The organism is Streptomyces cellostaticus, assembly GCF_023630175.1.
In the GTDB taxonomy this organism is placed as follows: Bacteria; Actinomycetota; Actinomycetes; order Streptomycetales; family Streptomycetaceae; genus Streptomyces; species Streptomyces cellostaticus_A.
On the sequence record NZ_JALLIN010000025.1, the window covers coordinates 57,643 to 71,520 of the forward strand.

General features: G+C 68.7%; 21 protein-coding genes and 1 pseudogene. 1 reads left to right on the plus strand and 21 read right to left on the minus strand.

What is annotated here, in order from left to right; genetic code table 11:
* Window positions 1-8 precede the first annotated feature (8 nt).
* The 19 genes from rpsH to MXD57_RS17635 form a co-directional block, all read right to left on the minus strand.
* Entirely contained in the window at window positions 9-407 is a 399-nt protein-coding gene (gene rpsH, locus MXD57_RS17545) for a 30S ribosomal protein S8 (RefSeq protein ID WP_007384075.1), read from the minus strand.
* A gap of 212 nt (window positions 408-619) precedes the next feature.
* Window positions 620-805 (minus strand): type Z 30S ribosomal protein S14, encoded by a 186-nt coding sequence (locus MXD57_RS17550; RefSeq protein WP_003948630.1) that lies wholly within the window; start codon window positions 803-805, stop codon window positions 620-622.
* 5 nt (window positions 806-810) lie between these two features.
* Complete coding sequence (gene rplE, locus MXD57_RS17555) at window positions 811-1,368, minus strand: 50S ribosomal protein L5 (RefSeq protein ID WP_061920719.1); 558 nt, start codon at window positions 1,366-1,368, stop codon at window positions 811-813.
* A complete protein-coding gene (rplX, locus tag MXD57_RS17560) occupies window positions 1,368-1,691 on the minus strand; it encodes a 50S ribosomal protein L24 (RefSeq protein ID WP_133043289.1) in 324 nt (107 codons plus the stop codon). The genes rplE and rplX overlap by 1 nt, the downstream gene beginning before the upstream one ends.
* A 2-nt stretch (window positions 1,692-1,693) precedes the next feature.
* Window positions 1,694-2,062, minus strand: coding sequence for a 50S ribosomal protein L14 (gene rplN, locus MXD57_RS17565; RefSeq protein ID WP_003998823.1), 369 nt, complete (start codon window positions 2,060-2,062; stop codon window positions 1,694-1,696).
* 130 nt (window positions 2,063-2,192) lie between these two features.
* Window positions 2,193-2,480 (minus strand): 30S ribosomal protein S17, encoded by a 288-nt coding sequence (gene rpsQ / locus MXD57_RS17570; RefSeq protein ID WP_003992363.1) that lies wholly within the window; start codon window positions 2,478-2,480, stop codon window positions 2,193-2,195.
* The gene (gene rpmC / locus MXD57_RS17575) at window positions 2,480-2,704 is read right to left on the minus strand and encodes a 50S ribosomal protein L29 (protein WP_030174543.1); all 225 of its coding nucleotides are present in this window, start codon (window positions 2,702-2,704) and stop codon (window positions 2,480-2,482) included. Before rpmC ends, rpsQ begins: the two co-directional genes overlap by 1 nt.
* A complete protein-coding gene (gene rplP, locus MXD57_RS17580; protein ID WP_073901439.1) occupies window positions 2,704-3,123 on the minus strand; it encodes a 50S ribosomal protein L16 in 420 nt (139 codons plus the stop codon). Before rplP ends, rpmC begins: the two co-directional genes overlap by 1 nt.
* 5 nt (window positions 3,124-3,128) lie before the next feature.
* Complete coding sequence (gene rpsC, locus MXD57_RS17585) at window positions 3,129-3,950, minus strand: 30S ribosomal protein S3 (protein ID WP_003998826.1); 822 nt, start codon at window positions 3,948-3,950, stop codon at window positions 3,129-3,131.
* Window positions 3,950-4,297 (minus strand): 50S ribosomal protein L22, encoded by a 348-nt coding sequence (gene rplV, locus MXD57_RS17590; protein ID WP_003974262.1) that lies wholly within the window; start codon window positions 4,295-4,297, stop codon window positions 3,950-3,952. Before rplV ends, rpsC begins: the two co-directional genes overlap by 1 nt.
* A gap of 44 nt (window positions 4,298-4,341) precedes the next feature.
* Window positions 4,342-4,623, minus strand: a complete 282-nt coding sequence (gene rpsS / locus MXD57_RS17595) for a 30S ribosomal protein S19 (RefSeq protein ID WP_003992359.1) — start codon at window positions 4,621-4,623, stop codon at window positions 4,342-4,344.
* Between the two features lie 12 nt (window positions 4,624-4,635).
* Complete coding sequence (rplB, locus tag MXD57_RS17600; RefSeq protein WP_031167077.1) at window positions 4,636-5,472, minus strand: 50S ribosomal protein L2; 837 nt, start codon at window positions 5,470-5,472, stop codon at window positions 4,636-4,638.
* A gap of 38 nt (window positions 5,473-5,510) precedes the next feature.
* Window positions 5,511-5,930: a 50S ribosomal protein L23 gene (rplW, locus tag MXD57_RS17605; RefSeq protein ID WP_250402396.1), complete on the minus strand. Its 420-nt coding sequence runs from the start codon at window positions 5,928-5,930 to the stop codon at window positions 5,511-5,513.
* Complete coding sequence (gene rplD, locus MXD57_RS17610; protein WP_250402397.1) at window positions 5,930-6,583, minus strand: 50S ribosomal protein L4; 654 nt, start codon at window positions 6,581-6,583, stop codon at window positions 5,930-5,932. The genes rplW and rplD overlap by 1 nt, the downstream gene beginning before the upstream one ends.
* 8 nt (window positions 6,584-6,591) lie before the next feature.
* Window positions 6,592-7,236 carry a 50S ribosomal protein L3 gene (gene rplC / locus MXD57_RS17615; protein WP_005481233.1) on the minus strand — a complete coding sequence of 215 codons (645 nt, stop codon included), beginning with the start codon at window positions 7,234-7,236 and terminating at the stop codon, window positions 6,592-6,594.
* A gap of 17 nt (window positions 7,237-7,253) precedes the next feature.
* Complete coding sequence (rpsJ, locus tag MXD57_RS17620) at window positions 7,254-7,562, minus strand: 30S ribosomal protein S10 (RefSeq protein WP_003948644.1); 309 nt, start codon at window positions 7,560-7,562, stop codon at window positions 7,254-7,256.
* A 589-nt stretch (window positions 7,563-8,151) separates the two neighbouring features.
* Window positions 8,152-8,553 (minus strand): hypothetical protein, encoded by a 402-nt coding sequence (locus MXD57_RS17625; protein ID WP_250402398.1) that lies wholly within the window; start codon window positions 8,551-8,553, stop codon window positions 8,152-8,154.
* Between the two features lie 137 nt (window positions 8,554-8,690).
* Window positions 8,691-10,721 (minus strand): hypothetical protein, encoded by a 2,031-nt coding sequence (locus tag MXD57_RS17630; protein ID WP_250402399.1) that lies wholly within the window; start codon window positions 10,719-10,721, stop codon window positions 8,691-8,693.
* 17 nt (window positions 10,722-10,738) lie between these two features.
* A complete protein-coding gene (locus tag MXD57_RS17635) occupies window positions 10,739-11,122 on the minus strand; it encodes a hypothetical protein (RefSeq protein ID WP_250402400.1) in 384 nt (127 codons plus the stop codon).
* Between the two features lie 147 nt (window positions 11,123-11,269).
* Here MXD57_RS17635 and MXD57_RS17640 point away from each other — a divergent pair.
* A pseudogene (locus tag MXD57_RS17640) lies at window positions 11,270-11,568 on the plus strand (helix-turn-helix domain-containing protein); the annotation flags it as partial.
* Between the two features lie 37 nt (window positions 11,569-11,605).
* Here MXD57_RS17640 and MXD57_RS17645 read toward each other — a convergent pair.
* Together MXD57_RS17645 and MXD57_RS17650 are read right to left on the minus strand one after the other, a co-directional pair.
* Window positions 11,606-12,379: a hypothetical protein gene (locus MXD57_RS17645; protein WP_250402401.1), complete on the minus strand. Its 774-nt coding sequence runs from the start codon at window positions 12,377-12,379 to the stop codon at window positions 11,606-11,608.
* 63 nt (window positions 12,380-12,442) lie between these two features.
* Window positions 12,443-13,678: a hypothetical protein gene (locus tag MXD57_RS17650; RefSeq protein ID WP_250402402.1), complete on the minus strand. Its 1,236-nt coding sequence runs from the start codon at window positions 13,676-13,678 to the stop codon at window positions 12,443-12,445.
* Window positions 13,679-13,878: the final 200 nt, after the last annotated feature.

Sequence of the window (13,878 nt, forward strand, 5' to 3'; positions counted from 1 at the left end):
CCCTTCCGCTACCAGACGTAGGCGAGGACTTCCCCACCCACGCCCTTCTTGCCGGCCTGCTTGTCGGTGAGGAGCCCGTGCGACGTGGAGATGATCGCCACGCCCAGGCCGCCGAGCACCTTCGGCAGGTTGGTGGACTTCGCGTAAACCCGGAGACCGGGCTTGGAGATCCGCTTGATGCCCGCGATGGAGCGCTCACGGTTCGGGCCGAACTTCAGCTCGAGGACGAGGTTCTTGCCGACCTCGGCGTCCTCGACCTTCCAGCCCGTGATGAAGCCCTCCTGCTGGAGGATCTCCGCGATGTGAGACTTGATCTTCGATGCCGGCATCGTCACGGAGTCGTGGTATGCCGAGTTCGCGTTCCGCAGACGCGTAAGCATGTCTGCGATCGGATCAGTCATGGTCATGAATTGGCCTTCGGCCTCTCTCGCCGGGGTTTCCTGATGCGCCATCCCTCTCCCCGATCCGAGACGGGACGGGTGCGGCGCGGTGGACCTACGGCGTAGTAAGTCGTACGGGCGCGGCAGACGCCCAACCCCACAAGCCTAAGGCATGCGGAGAAGGGCCCCTGCCGACCCAGATGCTTACCGAGAGCTTCAGGAATCCCCTATTACAGGGATTACCAGGAGCTCTTGGTCACGCCCGGCAGCTCGCCACGGTGAGCCATCTCACGAAGGCACACGCGGCACAGGCCGAACTTGCGGTACACGGAGTGCGGGCGGCCGCAGCGCTGGCAGCGGGTGTAGCCACGCACACCGAACTTGGGCTTGCGAGCAGCCTTAGCGATCAGAGCCTTCTTCGCCATCTCGCTCACGCCTCCTTGAACGGGAAGCCGAGGTGACGAAGGAGCGCACGGCCCTCAGCGTCGTTGGTCGCCGTGGTCACCACGGTGATGTCCATACCCCGGGTGCGGTCGATCTTGTCCTGGTCGATCTCGTGGAACATGACCTGCTCCGTGAGACCGAAGGTGTAGTTGCCACGGCCGTCGAACTGCTTGGGGGACAGGCCGCGGAAGTCGCGGATGCGCGGCAGCGCGAGCGACAGGGTGCGGTCCAGGAACTCCCACATGCGGTCGCCACGGAGCGTGACGTGGGCACCGATCGGCTGGCCCTCGCGCAGCTTGAACTGCGCGATGGACTTGCGGGCCTTGGTGACGGCCGGCTTCTGACCGGTGATGGTGGTCAGGTCGCGGATCGCGCCCTCGATCAGCTTCGAGTCACGGGCGGCGTCGCCGACACCCATGTTGACCACGATCTTGACGAGGCCGGGAACCTGCATGACGTTCTCGTACTTGAACTCGTCACGCAGCTTGCCCGCGATCTCCTCGCGGTACTTCTGCTTCAGACGCGGAGTGGTGGTGGTAGCCATCAGATGTCCTCACCCGTCCGCTTGGCAACGCGGATCTTGTTGCCCTCGTCGTCGAAGCGGTAACCGACACGCGTGACGACCTTCTGGCCGTCCTTCTCAACGACCAGCTGGACGTTGGAGACGTGGATCGGCGCCTCGGTCGTGACGATGCCGCCGGCCTGCGAACCGCTGGCGGTCGGACCGGCCTTGGTGTGCTTCTTGACCCGGTTGACACCCTCGACCAGGACACGCTCGTCGCGCGGGTAAGCGGCAATGACCTTGCCCTGCTTGCCCTTGTCCTTGCCGGTGATGACCTGGACCAGGTCGCCCTTCTTGATCTTCATGCTTACAGCACCTCCGGCGCGAGCGAGATGATCTTCATGAACTTCTTCTCGCGCAGCTCACGGCCGACCGGGCCGAAGATACGGGTGCCACGAGGGTCGCCGTCGTTCTTCAGAATGACGGCGGCGTTCTCGTCGAAGCGGATGTACGAGCCGTCCGGACGGCGGCGCTCCTTGACGGTGCGAACGATGACCGCCTTGACGACGTCACCCTTCTTCACGTTGCCGCCGGGGATCGCGTCCTTGACGGTGGCGACGATGACGTCACCGATGCCCGCGTAGCGGCGACCGGAGCCACCGAGCACACGGATGCAAAGGATCTCCTTCGCACCAGTGTTGTCGGCGACGCGCAGTCGCGACTCCTGCTGGATCACGTCTATCTCCTGTGTGTCTGCCGGTTCCCCGGGAGCCGCTCAGCGGAGCGGCTCCCGGAGCCTGGCGGAACTGTCCTGCGAGGGATGCCCCGCAGGAACGTACATGGTGGAATTCCCTCGCGGGAATTGCCTACTTGGCCTTCTCGAGGATCTCGACGACGCGCCAGCGCTTCGTCGCGGACAGCGGCCGGGTCTCCATCAGGAGGACGCGGTCGCCGACGCCCGCGGCGTTCTGCTCGTCGTGCGCCTTGAGCTTGTTGGTACGGCGGATGACCTTGCCGTACAGCGCGTGCTTGACGCGGTCCTCGACAGCGACGACGACGGTCTTGTCCATCTTGTCGCTGACGACGAGACCCTCGCGGGTCTTGCGGAAGCCGCGGGCCTCTGCAGTCTGCTCAGTCACGTTGCTCTCACTCATCAGGCGCTCTCCACCGTCTCGATGCCCAGCTCGCGCTCACGCATCAGGGTGTAGATCCGCGCGATGTCCTTACGGACGGCCTTCAGCCGGCCGTGGTTCTCGAGCTGACCGGTCGCCGCCTGGAAGCGGAGATTGAACAGCTCTTCCTTGGCCTCGCGGAGCTTGCCCAGAAGCTCCTCGTTGCCCAGCTCGCGCAGCTCGGACGCCTTGGTACCGGCCGACATCACGCTTCACCTGCCTCGCGCTTGACGATCCGGCACTTCATCGGCAGCTTGTGGGCCGCACGAAGCAGCGCCTCACGGGCGATCTTCTCGTTGGGGTACGACAGCTCGAACATCACGCGTCCGGGCTTGACGTTGGCGATCCACCACTCCGGAGAACCCTTACCGGAACCCATGCGGGTCTCGGCAGGCTTCTTGGTGAGGGGACGGTCCGGGTAGATGTTGATCCAGACCTTGCCGCCACGCTTGATGTGACGCGTCATGGCGATACGAGCGGCCTCGATCTGACGGTTCGTCACATACGCCGGGGTCAGCGCCTGGATGCCGTACTCGCCGAACGCAACCTGCGTTCCACCCTTGGACATACCGCTGCGCTTCGGGTGGTGCTGCTTGCGGTGCTTGACCCTACGGGGGATCAGCATTTCGGTCAGGCCTCCGTTCCGGTGCTCTCAGCCGGAGCGGACGCGGGAGCCTCGGCCTTGGGGGCCTCGGCGCCGGCAGCCTGCTGCGGCTTGCGACCGCGCCGCTCGCCACCACGGCCACCACGGGCCGGGCGGTCGGCACCGCCACGGGCCGGGCGGTTACCCGCACGGGCCGCAGCGTTCTCGGCGCGGACCTCGGCGATGTTCTTGACGTCGCCCTTGTAGATCCAGACCTTCACGCCGATGCGGCCGAAGGTCGTCTTGGCCTCGAAGAAGCCGTAGTCCACGTTCGCACGGAGCGTGTGCAGGGGCACGCGGCCCTCGCGGTAGAACTCCGAGCGGGACATCTCGGCGCCGCCGAGGCGGCCGCCGCACTGGATCTTGATGCCCTTGGCGCCGGCCTTCATCGCCGACTGCATGCTCTTGCGCATGGCACGGCGGAAGGAGACGCGGGAGGAGAGCTGCTCGGCGACGGCCTGGGCCACGAGCTGAGCGTCGGTCTCGGGGTTCTTGACCTCGAGGATGTTCAGCTGGACCTGCTTGCCGGTGAGCTTCTCGAGGTCACCGCGGATGCGGTCGGCCTCGGCGCCACGGCGGCCGATGACGATGCCCGGACGGGCGGTGTGGATGTCCACACGCACGCGGTCACGGGTGCGCTCGATCTCGACCTTCGAGATGCCGGCGCGCTCCATGCCGGACGTCATCATCCGACGGATGGCGACGTCTTCCTTGACGTAGTCCTTGTACAGCTTGTCGGCGTACCAACGCGACTTGAAGTCGGTCGTGACACCGAGCCGGAACCCATGCGGGTTAACCTTCTGGCCCATTACCGGGTTCCTTCCTTGCTGCTGACGACCACGGTGATGTGGCTGGTCCGCTTGCGGATCCGGTAGGCACGGCCCTGGGCGCGCGGACGGAACCGCTTCAGGGTCGGGCCCTCGTCGACGTACGCCTCGGAGATGAAGAGGCTGTCGGCGTCGGTGTGGTCGTAGTTGTGCGCGGCGTTGGCGATGGCGCTGTCGAGCACCTTGCCGACGGGCACTGAGGCGGCCTGCGGAGCGAATCGCAGGACCGCCTGAGCCTCCGTGGCGTCCATGCCACGGATAAGGTCCACCACGCGGCGGGCCTTCATGGGCGTAACGCGGATGTACCGCGCCTGGGCCCTGGCTTCCATGGTTGTCCCTCTCAGTTACTTACGTGTCTGAATGCGATCCGCGCTTAGCGGCGCTTCGACTTCCGGTCGTCCTTGACGTGACCCCGGAAGGTGCGCGTCGGCGAGAACTCGCCGAGCTTGTGGCCGACCATCGACTCGGTGACGAACACCGGGATGTGGGTCTTGCCGTTGTGCACCGCGAGCGTGTGGCCCAGCATGGCCGGGACGATCATGGAGCGACGGGACCAGGTCTTGATGACGTTCTTGGTGCCGGCTTCGTTCTGGGCGTCCACCTTCTTGATCAGGTGGTCGTCGACGAAGGGCCCCTTCTTCAGGCTACGAGGCATCTCAACCCGTCCTTAGCGCTTCTTGTTCGTCTTGCGGCGGCGGACGATGTACTTGTTCGACGCCTTCTTGGGCGAACGAGTACGGCCTTCCTTCTTGCCCCACGGGGACACGGGGTGGCGACCACCGGAGGTCCGGCCCTCACCACCACCGTGCGGGTGGTCGACCGGGTTCATGACGACACCACGGACGGTCGGGCGAACGCCCAGCCACCGCTTACGGCCGGCCTTGCCCCAGTTGATGTTGCTCTGCTCGGCGTTGCCGACCTCGCCGATGGTGGCGCGGCAGCGGACGTCGACCAGGCGGATCTCACCGGACGGCATGCGGAGGTGGGCCATCGAGCCCTCCTTCGCGAGCAGCTGCACGGAGGCACCGGCGGAGCGGGCGAACTTGGCACCGCCACCGGGACGGAGCTCGATCGCGTGGATCGTGGTACCGACCGGGATGTTGCGGAGGGCCAGGTTGTTGCCCGGCTTGATGTCGGCCCCGGGACCGTTCTCGACGCGGTCGCCCTGCTGCAGGTTGCGCGGGGCGAGGATGTAGCGCTTCTCGCCGTCGGCGTAGTGCAGCAGCGCGATGCGCGCGGTGCGGTTGGGGTCGTACTCGATGTGCGCGACCTTCGCCGGCACGCCGTCCTTGTCGTGACGACGGAAGTCGATCACACGGTAGGCGCGCTTGTGTCCGCCACCCTGGTGGCGAACGGTCACACGACCGGCGTTGTTACGGCCGCCCTTGCTGTGCAGGGGGCGGACCAGCGACTTCTCCGGCGTGGACCGCGTGACCTCGACGAAGTCGGCGACGCTGGCGCCACGACGGCCCGGCGTAGTCGGCTTGTACTTGCGGATTCCCATTTCTCAGTCCTCGTCCGATATCGGACGATCCGACCCGCTTACGCGGTCGGACCGCCGAAGATGTCGATACGGTCGCCCTCGGCGAGGGTCACGATCGCGCGCTTGGTGGCGGCACGCTGGCCGAAGCCCGTGCGGGTCCGCTTGCGCTTGCCGGCGCGGTTGATCGTGTTGACCCCGGTGACCTTGACGTCGAAGACCGCCTGGACGGCCTGCTTGATCTGGGTCTTGTTGGCGTTCGGGTCGACGATGAACGTGTACTTGTTGTCGTCGATGAGCGCGTAGCTCTTCTCCGAGACGACCGGCTTCAGCAGGACGTCACGGGGGTCCGTGTACGACTTGCTCAGCGGGGTCTCGACGGTGTTCTTGCCCTCGGTGGCGTGGCGCTTCGCCTTGGCGACGCGCGCGGCCTTGGCGGCCTTGGCGGCCTTCGAGGCGATGCTCGGGTGACGCGTAGCCATCAGGCCTCGCTCCCTTCGGTGTCAGCGGCCTTGGGGCCAGACACGAAGGACTCGAACGCGGCCTGGGTGAAGACCACGTCGTCCGAGACGAGAACGTCGTACGTGTTCAGCTGGCCCGGCTCCAGGATGTGGACCTGGGGCAGGTTGCGGGCGGACAGCCACGCGGCCTCGTCGGAGCGGTCGACGACCAGGAGCAGGTTCTTGCGCTCGCTGATCTTGCCGAACAGGCTCTTGGCGGCCTTGGTGCTGGGGTTCGCGCCCTCGACCACGCCGGAGACGACGTGGATGCGGTTGTGACGCGCCCGGTCGGTGAGGGCACCGCGCAGGGCGGCGGCCTTCATCTTCTTCGGGGTGCGCTGCGAGTAGTCACGCGGCACGGGACCGTGCACGACGCCACCACCGGCGAACTGCGGCGCACGGGTCGAACCCTGACGGGCGCGACCGGTGCCCTTCTGGCGGTAGGGCTTCTTGCCACCACCGCGGACCTCGCCACGCGTCTTGGTCTTGTGCGTGCCCTGACGGGCAGCGGCCAGCTGCGCGACGACGACCTGGTGGATCAGCGGAACGCTGACCTTGGCGTCGAAGATCTCCGCGGGGAGCTCGACGGAACCGGCCTTGTCGCCCGCCGGCGAAAGGATGTCAACAGTGCTCATCGGTTACCTCAGGCCCCCTTGGCCGCGGTGCGGACCAGGACGAGGCCGCCGTTCGGACCGGGAACCGCGCCCTTGATGAGCAGCAGACCCTTCTCCGCGTCAACGGCGTGGACGGTCAGGTTCTGGGTGGTGACCCGCTCGTTGCCCATGCGACCCGCCATGCGGAGGCCCTTGAACACGCGGCCCGGGGTGGCGCAGCCACCGATGGAACCGGGCGAGCGGTGCTTGCGCTGGGTGCCGTGTCCGGCGCCGAGGCCCTTGAAGTTGTGACGCTTCATGACACCGGCGAAGCCCTTGCCCTTGCTCTTGCCGGTCACGTCCACCTTGACGCCCGCCTCGAAGACCTCCGCGGAGATCTCCTGGCCCAGCGTGTACTCGGAGGCGTCCGCGGTGCGGATCTCGACGAGGTGGCGGCGGGGGGTGACGTCGGCCTTGGCGAAGTGGCCCTTGAGGGGCTTGTTCACCTTGCGCGGGTCGATCTCGCCGAAAGCGATCTGGACGGACTCGTAGCCGTCGACATCGTTCGTGCGGACCTGGGTGACGACGTTGGGGCCGGCCTTGACGACGGTGACCGGAACAACACGGTTGTTCTCGTCCCACACCTGCGTCATGCCGAGCTTCTCGCCCAGGATGCCCTTGATCTGCTTAGCCATTCTCAGCTCACCGACCCTCAGAGCTTGATCTCGATGTCGACACCGGCCGGGAGGTCGAGTCGCATCAGAGAGTCAACGGTCTTGGGGGTGGGGTCGAGAATGTCGATCAGGCGCTTGTGCGTGCGCATCTCGAAGTGCTCGCGCGAGTCCTTGTACTTGTGCGGCGACTTGATGACGCAGTACACGTTCTTCTCAGTGGGCAGCGGCACCGGGCCCGCGACCGACGCACCAGTGCGGGTCACCGTCTCGACGATCTTCTTCGCCGAGGAGTCGATGACCTCGTGGTCGTAGGCCTTGAGCCGGATGCGGATCTTCTGTCCCGCCATGGCTACTCAGTAGTCCTGTCTCTTCAACGCTCTGGAACCCGGCGGATTCCTTTTGCTGTCCTTGCTCCTCCGACCCACGCGGTCGGGTGTGTCGCGCTTCCGCTGACACAGATGTCCCTTGTTCGAACATCCCTGCGGGGGAATGCGACGGCCCTTCCGGAACCGCGGACCGGGGACCTCGGGCCCACCGGGCGCCTGGCCGGTGCCGCGCCCACACTTCCCGGAAGATTCCCGTACGTCCGCCCCAGTGCTGCCCGTGGGCAGTTAGGGCGACGAGTACTGTGGGACTCGCTTCCGGTCCTCCCGGCGGGAGGCGCGCAGCATCAACACTCGACCGAGCAACTCGGACAGTCTGCCATATGGGGTGGCGGGCTGGCCAATCGGGTCGAAGAGAGTACCCCCGGGGTGACGCAGGTCAAACCGACGCCCCGCACCCACCCGCGACGCCGAGCCTCTACCGCCGCGCTGGCTGGCGGGAGGGCGGCGAGACCGGGCGCAGGTGCAGTCCCCGGATTCACATCAGAGCGACAGATGGCGCACCCAGGGCTCGGGGCCCGTCCAGCGAGGCGGTACAGCAGAACTCCCGACGTCAAGCGCAGTCGAGCGTCTTGACCGTAGCTGGAAAATATGCGCGCATGAACTTTTCGATGTCGTCGCGGCGGGATTTTCTCGCCATCTGCACCTGAGGGAGCTGAAGGGTGAGGGTGAAATATCTGCCGCCCTTAGTTACACAGGCTGTCTGAGAAATGGCGCCGTCGACACCTACCAGCATTTTCGCGGGAAAGTTCTCCACATAGCGCGGCGCAGTCACATTCGAGACAGCGCCTGGGTCGGTCGCCAGATACATGAGGTCCGTCGCACGAGTGTCCCAGGAGAAGCGGAACTCGAGCACGGGGTCATGTTTTGACAAGAGTACACAAGGTGCCGTGACCGCCTCGGCTCGATCCACCCGGCTGAACTCATGCAAATCATCAGCAGGCGTCACGAGCATGCGAGTGAGAGCAGGGCGAACCCGGGTCCCACAGACAACATCCGGTACCGCGCGATCAGGGCGAGCGGTACACGACATCGCGACGATCACCAGGGAAGCCAGGCTCGGGCCGAGCAGACCTACACGCCGTGGCAATCTCATTTGGGCTGCGCTCCCGACATTCCGGCGGCATGCGCAGCACCAGCCTGGGATGATTGAGTGATCTCCTCCTTGGAGTTGAAGTACGCGGTTTGCACCCGATGAGCCTTTTCCCACTCTTCCGCCAGTGCCATGAGTTGTCCGTTCCGCTTGGAGTAAGCCTTGACGTTGTCGTCCGCCTGCTGGTCATCAAGGCGCCTCTCCTCGTCTGCAAGCCACTGCTCCGTCACGTAATCAAAGCCGCTCTGCACATCTTCACTGATCACGGGGATGTAGCTGATGGCCTTGTCAAAGAGCGGCTTCGTTTCGAACTCGGCGGTCTTGGGGTCTCCCGTTGCTTGAATTCGAGCCTCCTCCAGGAAGCCGACAGTGCGGCCGGAGCGGCGGAGAGATTCCGCGGACTCTGTGTGATCCCCGTGGATGCCGGAGACCATCGCCTGGTTCAGGCCGCCGTTCAGGGTGCCGTAGGCGTCCTTGTCCTTCGACACCTGCTTGGTGACCTCGAAGAGCTGGTCCTGGGGCAGGGGCGACCCGGAGATGTCGATCTCGCTCATCGCGGCGTGCACGGTGGTGCCGTGGTTGACCAGGATCGACGCCATGGGCTGCCGCAGGGACGGCGGGAAGTCGTCGCCGCTGTCGGACAGGTGGCCGATCGCCGACCGGAGGACCGCCTCGTTCTGCCGGGTGTGGGGCACGTGGTGCGCGTGTGCGTCGGACGGGTCGATCCCGGTGGCCGCCGCCTGGAGGGCCCTGCCGAGGCCCGCGCGGTCGTCCCCGTCGGGGCCGGCCTCGTAGGTGCCGGTCTTGTCGCCCCCGTGCGCGTGCAGGACGACGTTCCAGTCCCGGTCCTCGACCAGGTACTTCATACGGGCGTCCGAGCCGAGGTACTCCGCGGCCGTGCGCGGGTCGCGGCTCATGACGTCCAGCGCGCCGTCCACCGGGTCGTTCGCGAACCAGCCGCCGTGCCTGCCGCTGTACTCGTGCTTCAGCCGCCAGATGCCCGGCTCCCGGCGCTCCGCCGCGATCATGTCGTCGGTGAGGTCCTCGACCATCCGCGGCGCGTAGCCGTGGCCCTGCCGCATGAGGGTGACGAGGGACTGGTAGCCCACCGCCTTGTCCATGCGTTCGCCCTGCGCGTGTGTCGCGTGGTGCTCGACCCCGGCGTGCCGCATCGCGGCGCGCCAGTGCCCGTACCAGGGCGAGTCCGTGTCCCTCGTCGCCGTCGCCAGGGCGTCCGCGAGGCCCGACTCGATCGTCGCGTACGTGCCCGCCCCCGGTCCGCCGCGCACGTGGATCAGGTCGTTGAGCTCGTTCGTCAGGGTGATCGTGCCCGCCGCGCCCAGGTCGTCCAGCAGGGTGCGGGAGAACGCCTCGTCGCCGGAGTTGTCGCGGAGCGTGCGCCGCAGTTCGGCCAGTTCGCGTGGTGACAGGTGCTCGCCCCGGCTGAGCCTGCCGAGCGTCTCCTGCGCGGCCTGCGCCTCGTACGCCTCGACGTCCCCCAGCGCGCGGCCGTTGAAGCCGCGGCCGCCCACCAGCGGGTCCGCGTCGACGACCACGGCGGCGAGGGCGGTCCCGACACCCGTGTCCGCGTCCGACACCGCCCGTACCGCCGCGTCGACACGGTCCTGCCAGGACCGTACGGACGACTCGTCCGGCTCCTTCGCGTGTGCGGGGTCGGTGCTGACCCGGCCCCGGTCCGAGATCCGCATCCCGGCCGCCCGGGCCTCCTCGTGCGCCGCGGTGAGCCTGCCCGTCAGCTCCGCGAACTGGGCGTGGGCGTCCCGCAGCAGGGAGGCGATCGCCTTCGCCTCCGTCTGGGCGTACCGCAGTTCCTTGAGCGTGACACCGAAGCGGCCGTGGGCGGCCTCCGCGCTCATCCCGTTCCAGGCGGGGGCGGTCGTGATGCGGTGGACGTCCCGGCGGTACGCCTGCTCCTGCTTCGCGAACTCCGCCGCCATGCCCTCCCAGCGCTCGGCGGCGCCGGTGAGCGTGGCGAGGTCGGTGCTCATGATCTCGTGGTACGTCGGCATGCCCGGCCGCTCCCCCGTCAGTACAGGTCGAGCGCGGAGGTGCGCCGCAGTGCCGAGCCGGCCGCGAGGTCCGAGCCGGTCAGGACCACGTTCGTACTGCGCAGCGCGTCCTTCTCCGCACCCAGCCGGTCCATCAGGTTCCGCACCTGGTCGCCCCAGGTCGCGTGGGCCCGGCGCAGCGCGGCAGCGGTGAGCCAGCCGTGTCCGTCGCGGGCGCCGAAGGCCCTCACCGCCGCCCCGGTCTCGTCGTCCGCCCACTCACCGGCCCTGCGGGTCCCCGGTTCGATGTGGTCGTTCAGGGCCTTGGCCGCCGCCCGCTTCTCGGCGGGGGTGGACGCGAGTCTCCTCCCCGCGCCGGAGCCGTCGCCGTGCCCGCCGTTGCCTCCTGCCGGACCGTCCACCGCTCGCCCCTCGCCGTATCGACGTCCACCGCCGCTCCTTCAACCGGTGGGCGCCGATCTTCGTCACGGGGGGGTTTCGCACGCGCCGCGTTGACGTCCTTCGCCGCCGGTGCACCGCTGCCGCAAGCTCCCCTCACGGACCTGGAGTTGCGGCACCTGAGGACCATCAGGACGATCGCGGAGGCGGATCGTCCGACGCGGGCCGCGACGCTGCTCGGGCTCGCGCAGCCCGCGTTGAGCGCCGAGCCCAGGAGGATCGAACGGGCCCTCGGCGGGCCCCTGCTCGAACGGGGGCGGCACGGCGTACGGGCCACCCCCTGGGCGCACCGGTGCCGGAGCGCACCCGGATCGTGCCGCCGGCACTGAGTGGACTCCGGCAGGAGGCGGTGCGGCCCGCCCGGACCCGGTGCGAACCGCAGCGGCCGCGGCTGGGCGGCACGCACGGCTCGTGGTCGGCGGCGGCCTGCCGGACCCCGCCCTGGCTCAGACGCGGCTTGTCCGCGGGCCCACGGGGATCAGGTTGCTGACGGCGAGTACGTCACCGCGCTCCGGCGAACCCAGCGAGGCGCGCGACCGCCCGACGCCCGGGTCGGAGAAGGAGACGGTCAGGGTGTACGGCGGCTGCCCGGTGATGGTGTGGTGCGAGTCGATCGGAGCCTGGAGCCTGCGGCTGACCTCGGTCCCCCGCTCGCCGGGGCACAACGCCCGTACCGGCAGTGCGACCACGGCGATCGCGCCGTCACGGGCGCCGAGGCGCACCCGGTGGCCGGGCTCCTGCCCGGCGGGCTCGCGCCATGTGACCGGCAGACCGTACGCGCCGGCGACCAGCCCGTCCGATCCCTCGATCTCCACCGCGACGCCGTCCGCACCGAGGGTCCGGGACAGTTCGAGGGGCCGCTCCCCACCGGGGGCGAGGAGGAGGGTGAAGGTGAGACGGGCGGCCGTACGGGGTCCCTGCTCGTACCCGTGGGCGCCCAGGACGAGCCGCGGACCGTCGGGCGCGTCGTGCGGGAGCGGGGGTGATGTGGCGCCCGCGGGCAGCCGGAAGTGGTGATATCCCACGCTCCCGCACCGGTCGCCGTCGAAGACGCCGCCCCCCGGCAGGGGGACGGCCTTCGCAGGCCCCGCCGCGTACCGCCCCACCAGCGAGAACAGTCCCTGCTGCTGGGCGGCCGCGATCACGACGGCGGCCACGGCCAGCCACGGAACCACCGCCTGTGCCGTCTCCCGCAGTCTGCCTGCCACCCTGTCCAGCACGGCGCCTCCCTGCGCGACGGCCCGGCGGTACCGGGAAGGAAACGGGGACGGACCCGGCACCGTTCAGGTGCGCGAGACCCGGGAGCAGTCGGCGGCCTCGTTGTTCATCTTCCGGCTGCGGTCATAGGGGTCCTCGGCCGGGCCGGTGGGCTGGGCACCGCTCTGCGTGGTGCCGGCGAAGGCGGGATGGAGCAGGCCGTCCTGGGCCCGGCAGTCGATGTTGGAGTACTCCGCGCTGTAGTCCCGTAGCTGCACCTTGCCCCGGGTGGCCTGCCACCGGCTGGGGTCGAACACGCTGACGGTCATGCTGCGCCGGACGATGGTGCGCGCCACCTCGTCACCGCCACCGTGCGCCGGCCGCATCGCGTAGACGAAGGTGTAGTCGGCGTGGATCCGCGCCTCCCCGGCCCGGCCCGGCCCGAGCGTCATATGGCCCCGCACCTTGATCACTTCGCCGGCCTGGCGCGCGTCGTCCGGGTCGAAGCGGGTGATGAGGTTCAGCGGGTTGTGCTCGTGGTCGGGGTGGCTCAGCGAGCGCCGGAGGCCGGCCGGCACTTCCGGCTGGCTCGGGTCGAGCAGGGACAGGGCCCGGGTGGGCCGGCCGCCGGCCAGCACCTCCCGGTCCAGGTTGGCGGCGACCAGGAACTCCTTGGTGCGGCGCAGACCGAGCGCGACGTCCGCCTTGCCGAGACCGCCGACCGCCACGGCGTCCGGCAGCTCGATGGCGTCGGCGCCGTCGGCCCAGTTCCGCGCGGGCGAACCGAGGAAGGGGTGCGCGAGTGTGGGGGCGCCGTCCTGGCCGGCCACGGCCGGGGCACTGGTGGGCCGGGCCGTCTCGGCCGGCAGCGTGGACGGGGCCGCCACGGTGTCCCCGTCCGACGGGTCGTGGCCGGGCAGCCGGTCCAGCAGCAGCGAGGGGCGCACGGCCACCACGGCGACCGCTACGGCCAGCGCCACCCCGAACGCGGTCCGCACCCGGCGCCCACGGGCCGCGCTGCCGTCCATCTCCCGCCAGGCCGGACCGGTGCGCCAGCCGGGCGGAGTGGCGGGCGGCGTCGCCTTCCGGGCGGCACCGGGCCACCATGCGCGGCCGCCGCGGCCTCTGCCCCGCGCTTGCGCCTCGTCCTGCTCACGCAGCCGCCGGGTCACCAACCTGGCTCGCGCCGAGGGTTCCTTCGGCGCGGCGGAGCGGGCGCCCCCGGCCGGATCCTGCAACAACGCCTCCCACTGATCGTCGGAGGGCGACGGCTGCCCGTCCGGTGTTCCGTCGGGCCGTTCGGGAGGCGGGGCGGTGCTCACGGGCTCGCTTCCGTTGGAATCCACAAGTGACTCGATCATTCCTAGGCGGTCGTCCGCCCTGTTCACAAGGCGTGGACGGCGTCGTACGGAAGCCGTGATCCAACCGGTACGGGTTCGCAGCGCCCCGCCGCACAACCCCGCGAACGAGTACGGCGGCGCACGGCGAAGAGGCCCGCACGACCGAAGTCGTACGGGCCTCT

What these genes read in the sequence shown, in the direction of transcription:
- rpsH (WP_007384075.1), bottom strand. Translation starts at nt 407, where the DNA reads ATGACCATGACTGATCCGATCGCAGACATGCTTACGCGTCTGCGGAAC.
- MXD57_RS17550 (WP_003948630.1), bottom strand. Translation starts at nt 805, where the DNA reads ATGGCGAAGAAGGCTCTGATCGCTAAGGCTGCTCGCAAGCCCAAGTTC.
- rplE (WP_061920719.1), bottom strand. Translation starts at nt 1,368, where the DNA reads ATGGCTACCACCACCACTCCGCGTCTGAAGCAGAAGTACCGCGAGGAG.
- rplX (WP_133043289.1), bottom strand. Translation starts at nt 1,691, where the DNA reads ATGAAGATCAAGAAGGGCGACCTGGTCCAGGTCATCACCGGCAAGGAC.
- rpsQ (WP_003992363.1), bottom strand. Translation starts at nt 2,480, where the DNA reads ATGAGTGAGAGCAACGTGACTGAGCAGACTGCAGAGGCCCGCGGCTTC.
- rpmC (WP_030174543.1), bottom strand. Translation starts at nt 2,704, where the DNA reads ATGTCGGCCGGTACCAAGGCGTCCGAGCTGCGCGAGCTGGGCAACGAG.
- rplP (WP_073901439.1), bottom strand. Translation starts at nt 3,123, where the DNA reads ATGCTGATCCCCCGTAGGGTCAAGCACCGCAAGCAGCACCACCCGAAG.
- rpsC (WP_003998826.1), bottom strand. Translation starts at nt 3,950, where the DNA reads ATGGGCCAGAAGGTTAACCCGCATGGGTTCCGGCTCGGTGTCACGACC.
- rplV (WP_003974262.1), bottom strand. Translation starts at nt 4,297, where the DNA reads ATGGAAGCCAGGGCCCAGGCGCGGTACATCCGCGTTACGCCCATGAAG.
- rpsS (WP_003992359.1), bottom strand. Translation starts at nt 4,623, where the DNA reads ATGCCTCGTAGCCTGAAGAAGGGGCCCTTCGTCGACGACCACCTGATC.
- rplB (WP_031167077.1), bottom strand. Translation starts at nt 5,472, where the DNA reads ATGGGAATCCGCAAGTACAAGCCGACTACGCCGGGCCGTCGTGGCGCC.
- rplW (WP_250402396.1), bottom strand. Translation starts at nt 5,930, where the DNA reads ATGGCTACGCGTCACCCGAGCATCGCCTCGAAGGCCGCCAAGGCCGCC.
- rplD (WP_250402397.1), bottom strand. Translation starts at nt 6,583, where the DNA reads ATGAGCACTGTTGACATCCTTTCGCCGGCGGGCGACAAGGCCGGTTCC.
- rplC (WP_005481233.1), bottom strand. Translation starts at nt 7,236, where the DNA reads ATGGCTAAGCAGATCAAGGGCATCCTGGGCGAGAAGCTCGGCATGACG.
- rpsJ (WP_003948644.1), bottom strand. Translation starts at nt 7,562, where the DNA reads ATGGCGGGACAGAAGATCCGCATCCGGCTCAAGGCCTACGACCACGAG.
- MXD57_RS17625 (WP_250402398.1), bottom strand. Translation starts at nt 8,553, where the DNA reads ATGCTCGTGACGCCTGCTGATGATTTGCATGAGTTCAGCCGGGTGGAT.
- MXD57_RS17630 (WP_250402399.1), bottom strand. Translation starts at nt 10,721, where the DNA reads ATGCCGACGTACCACGAGATCATGAGCACCGACCTCGCCACGCTCACC.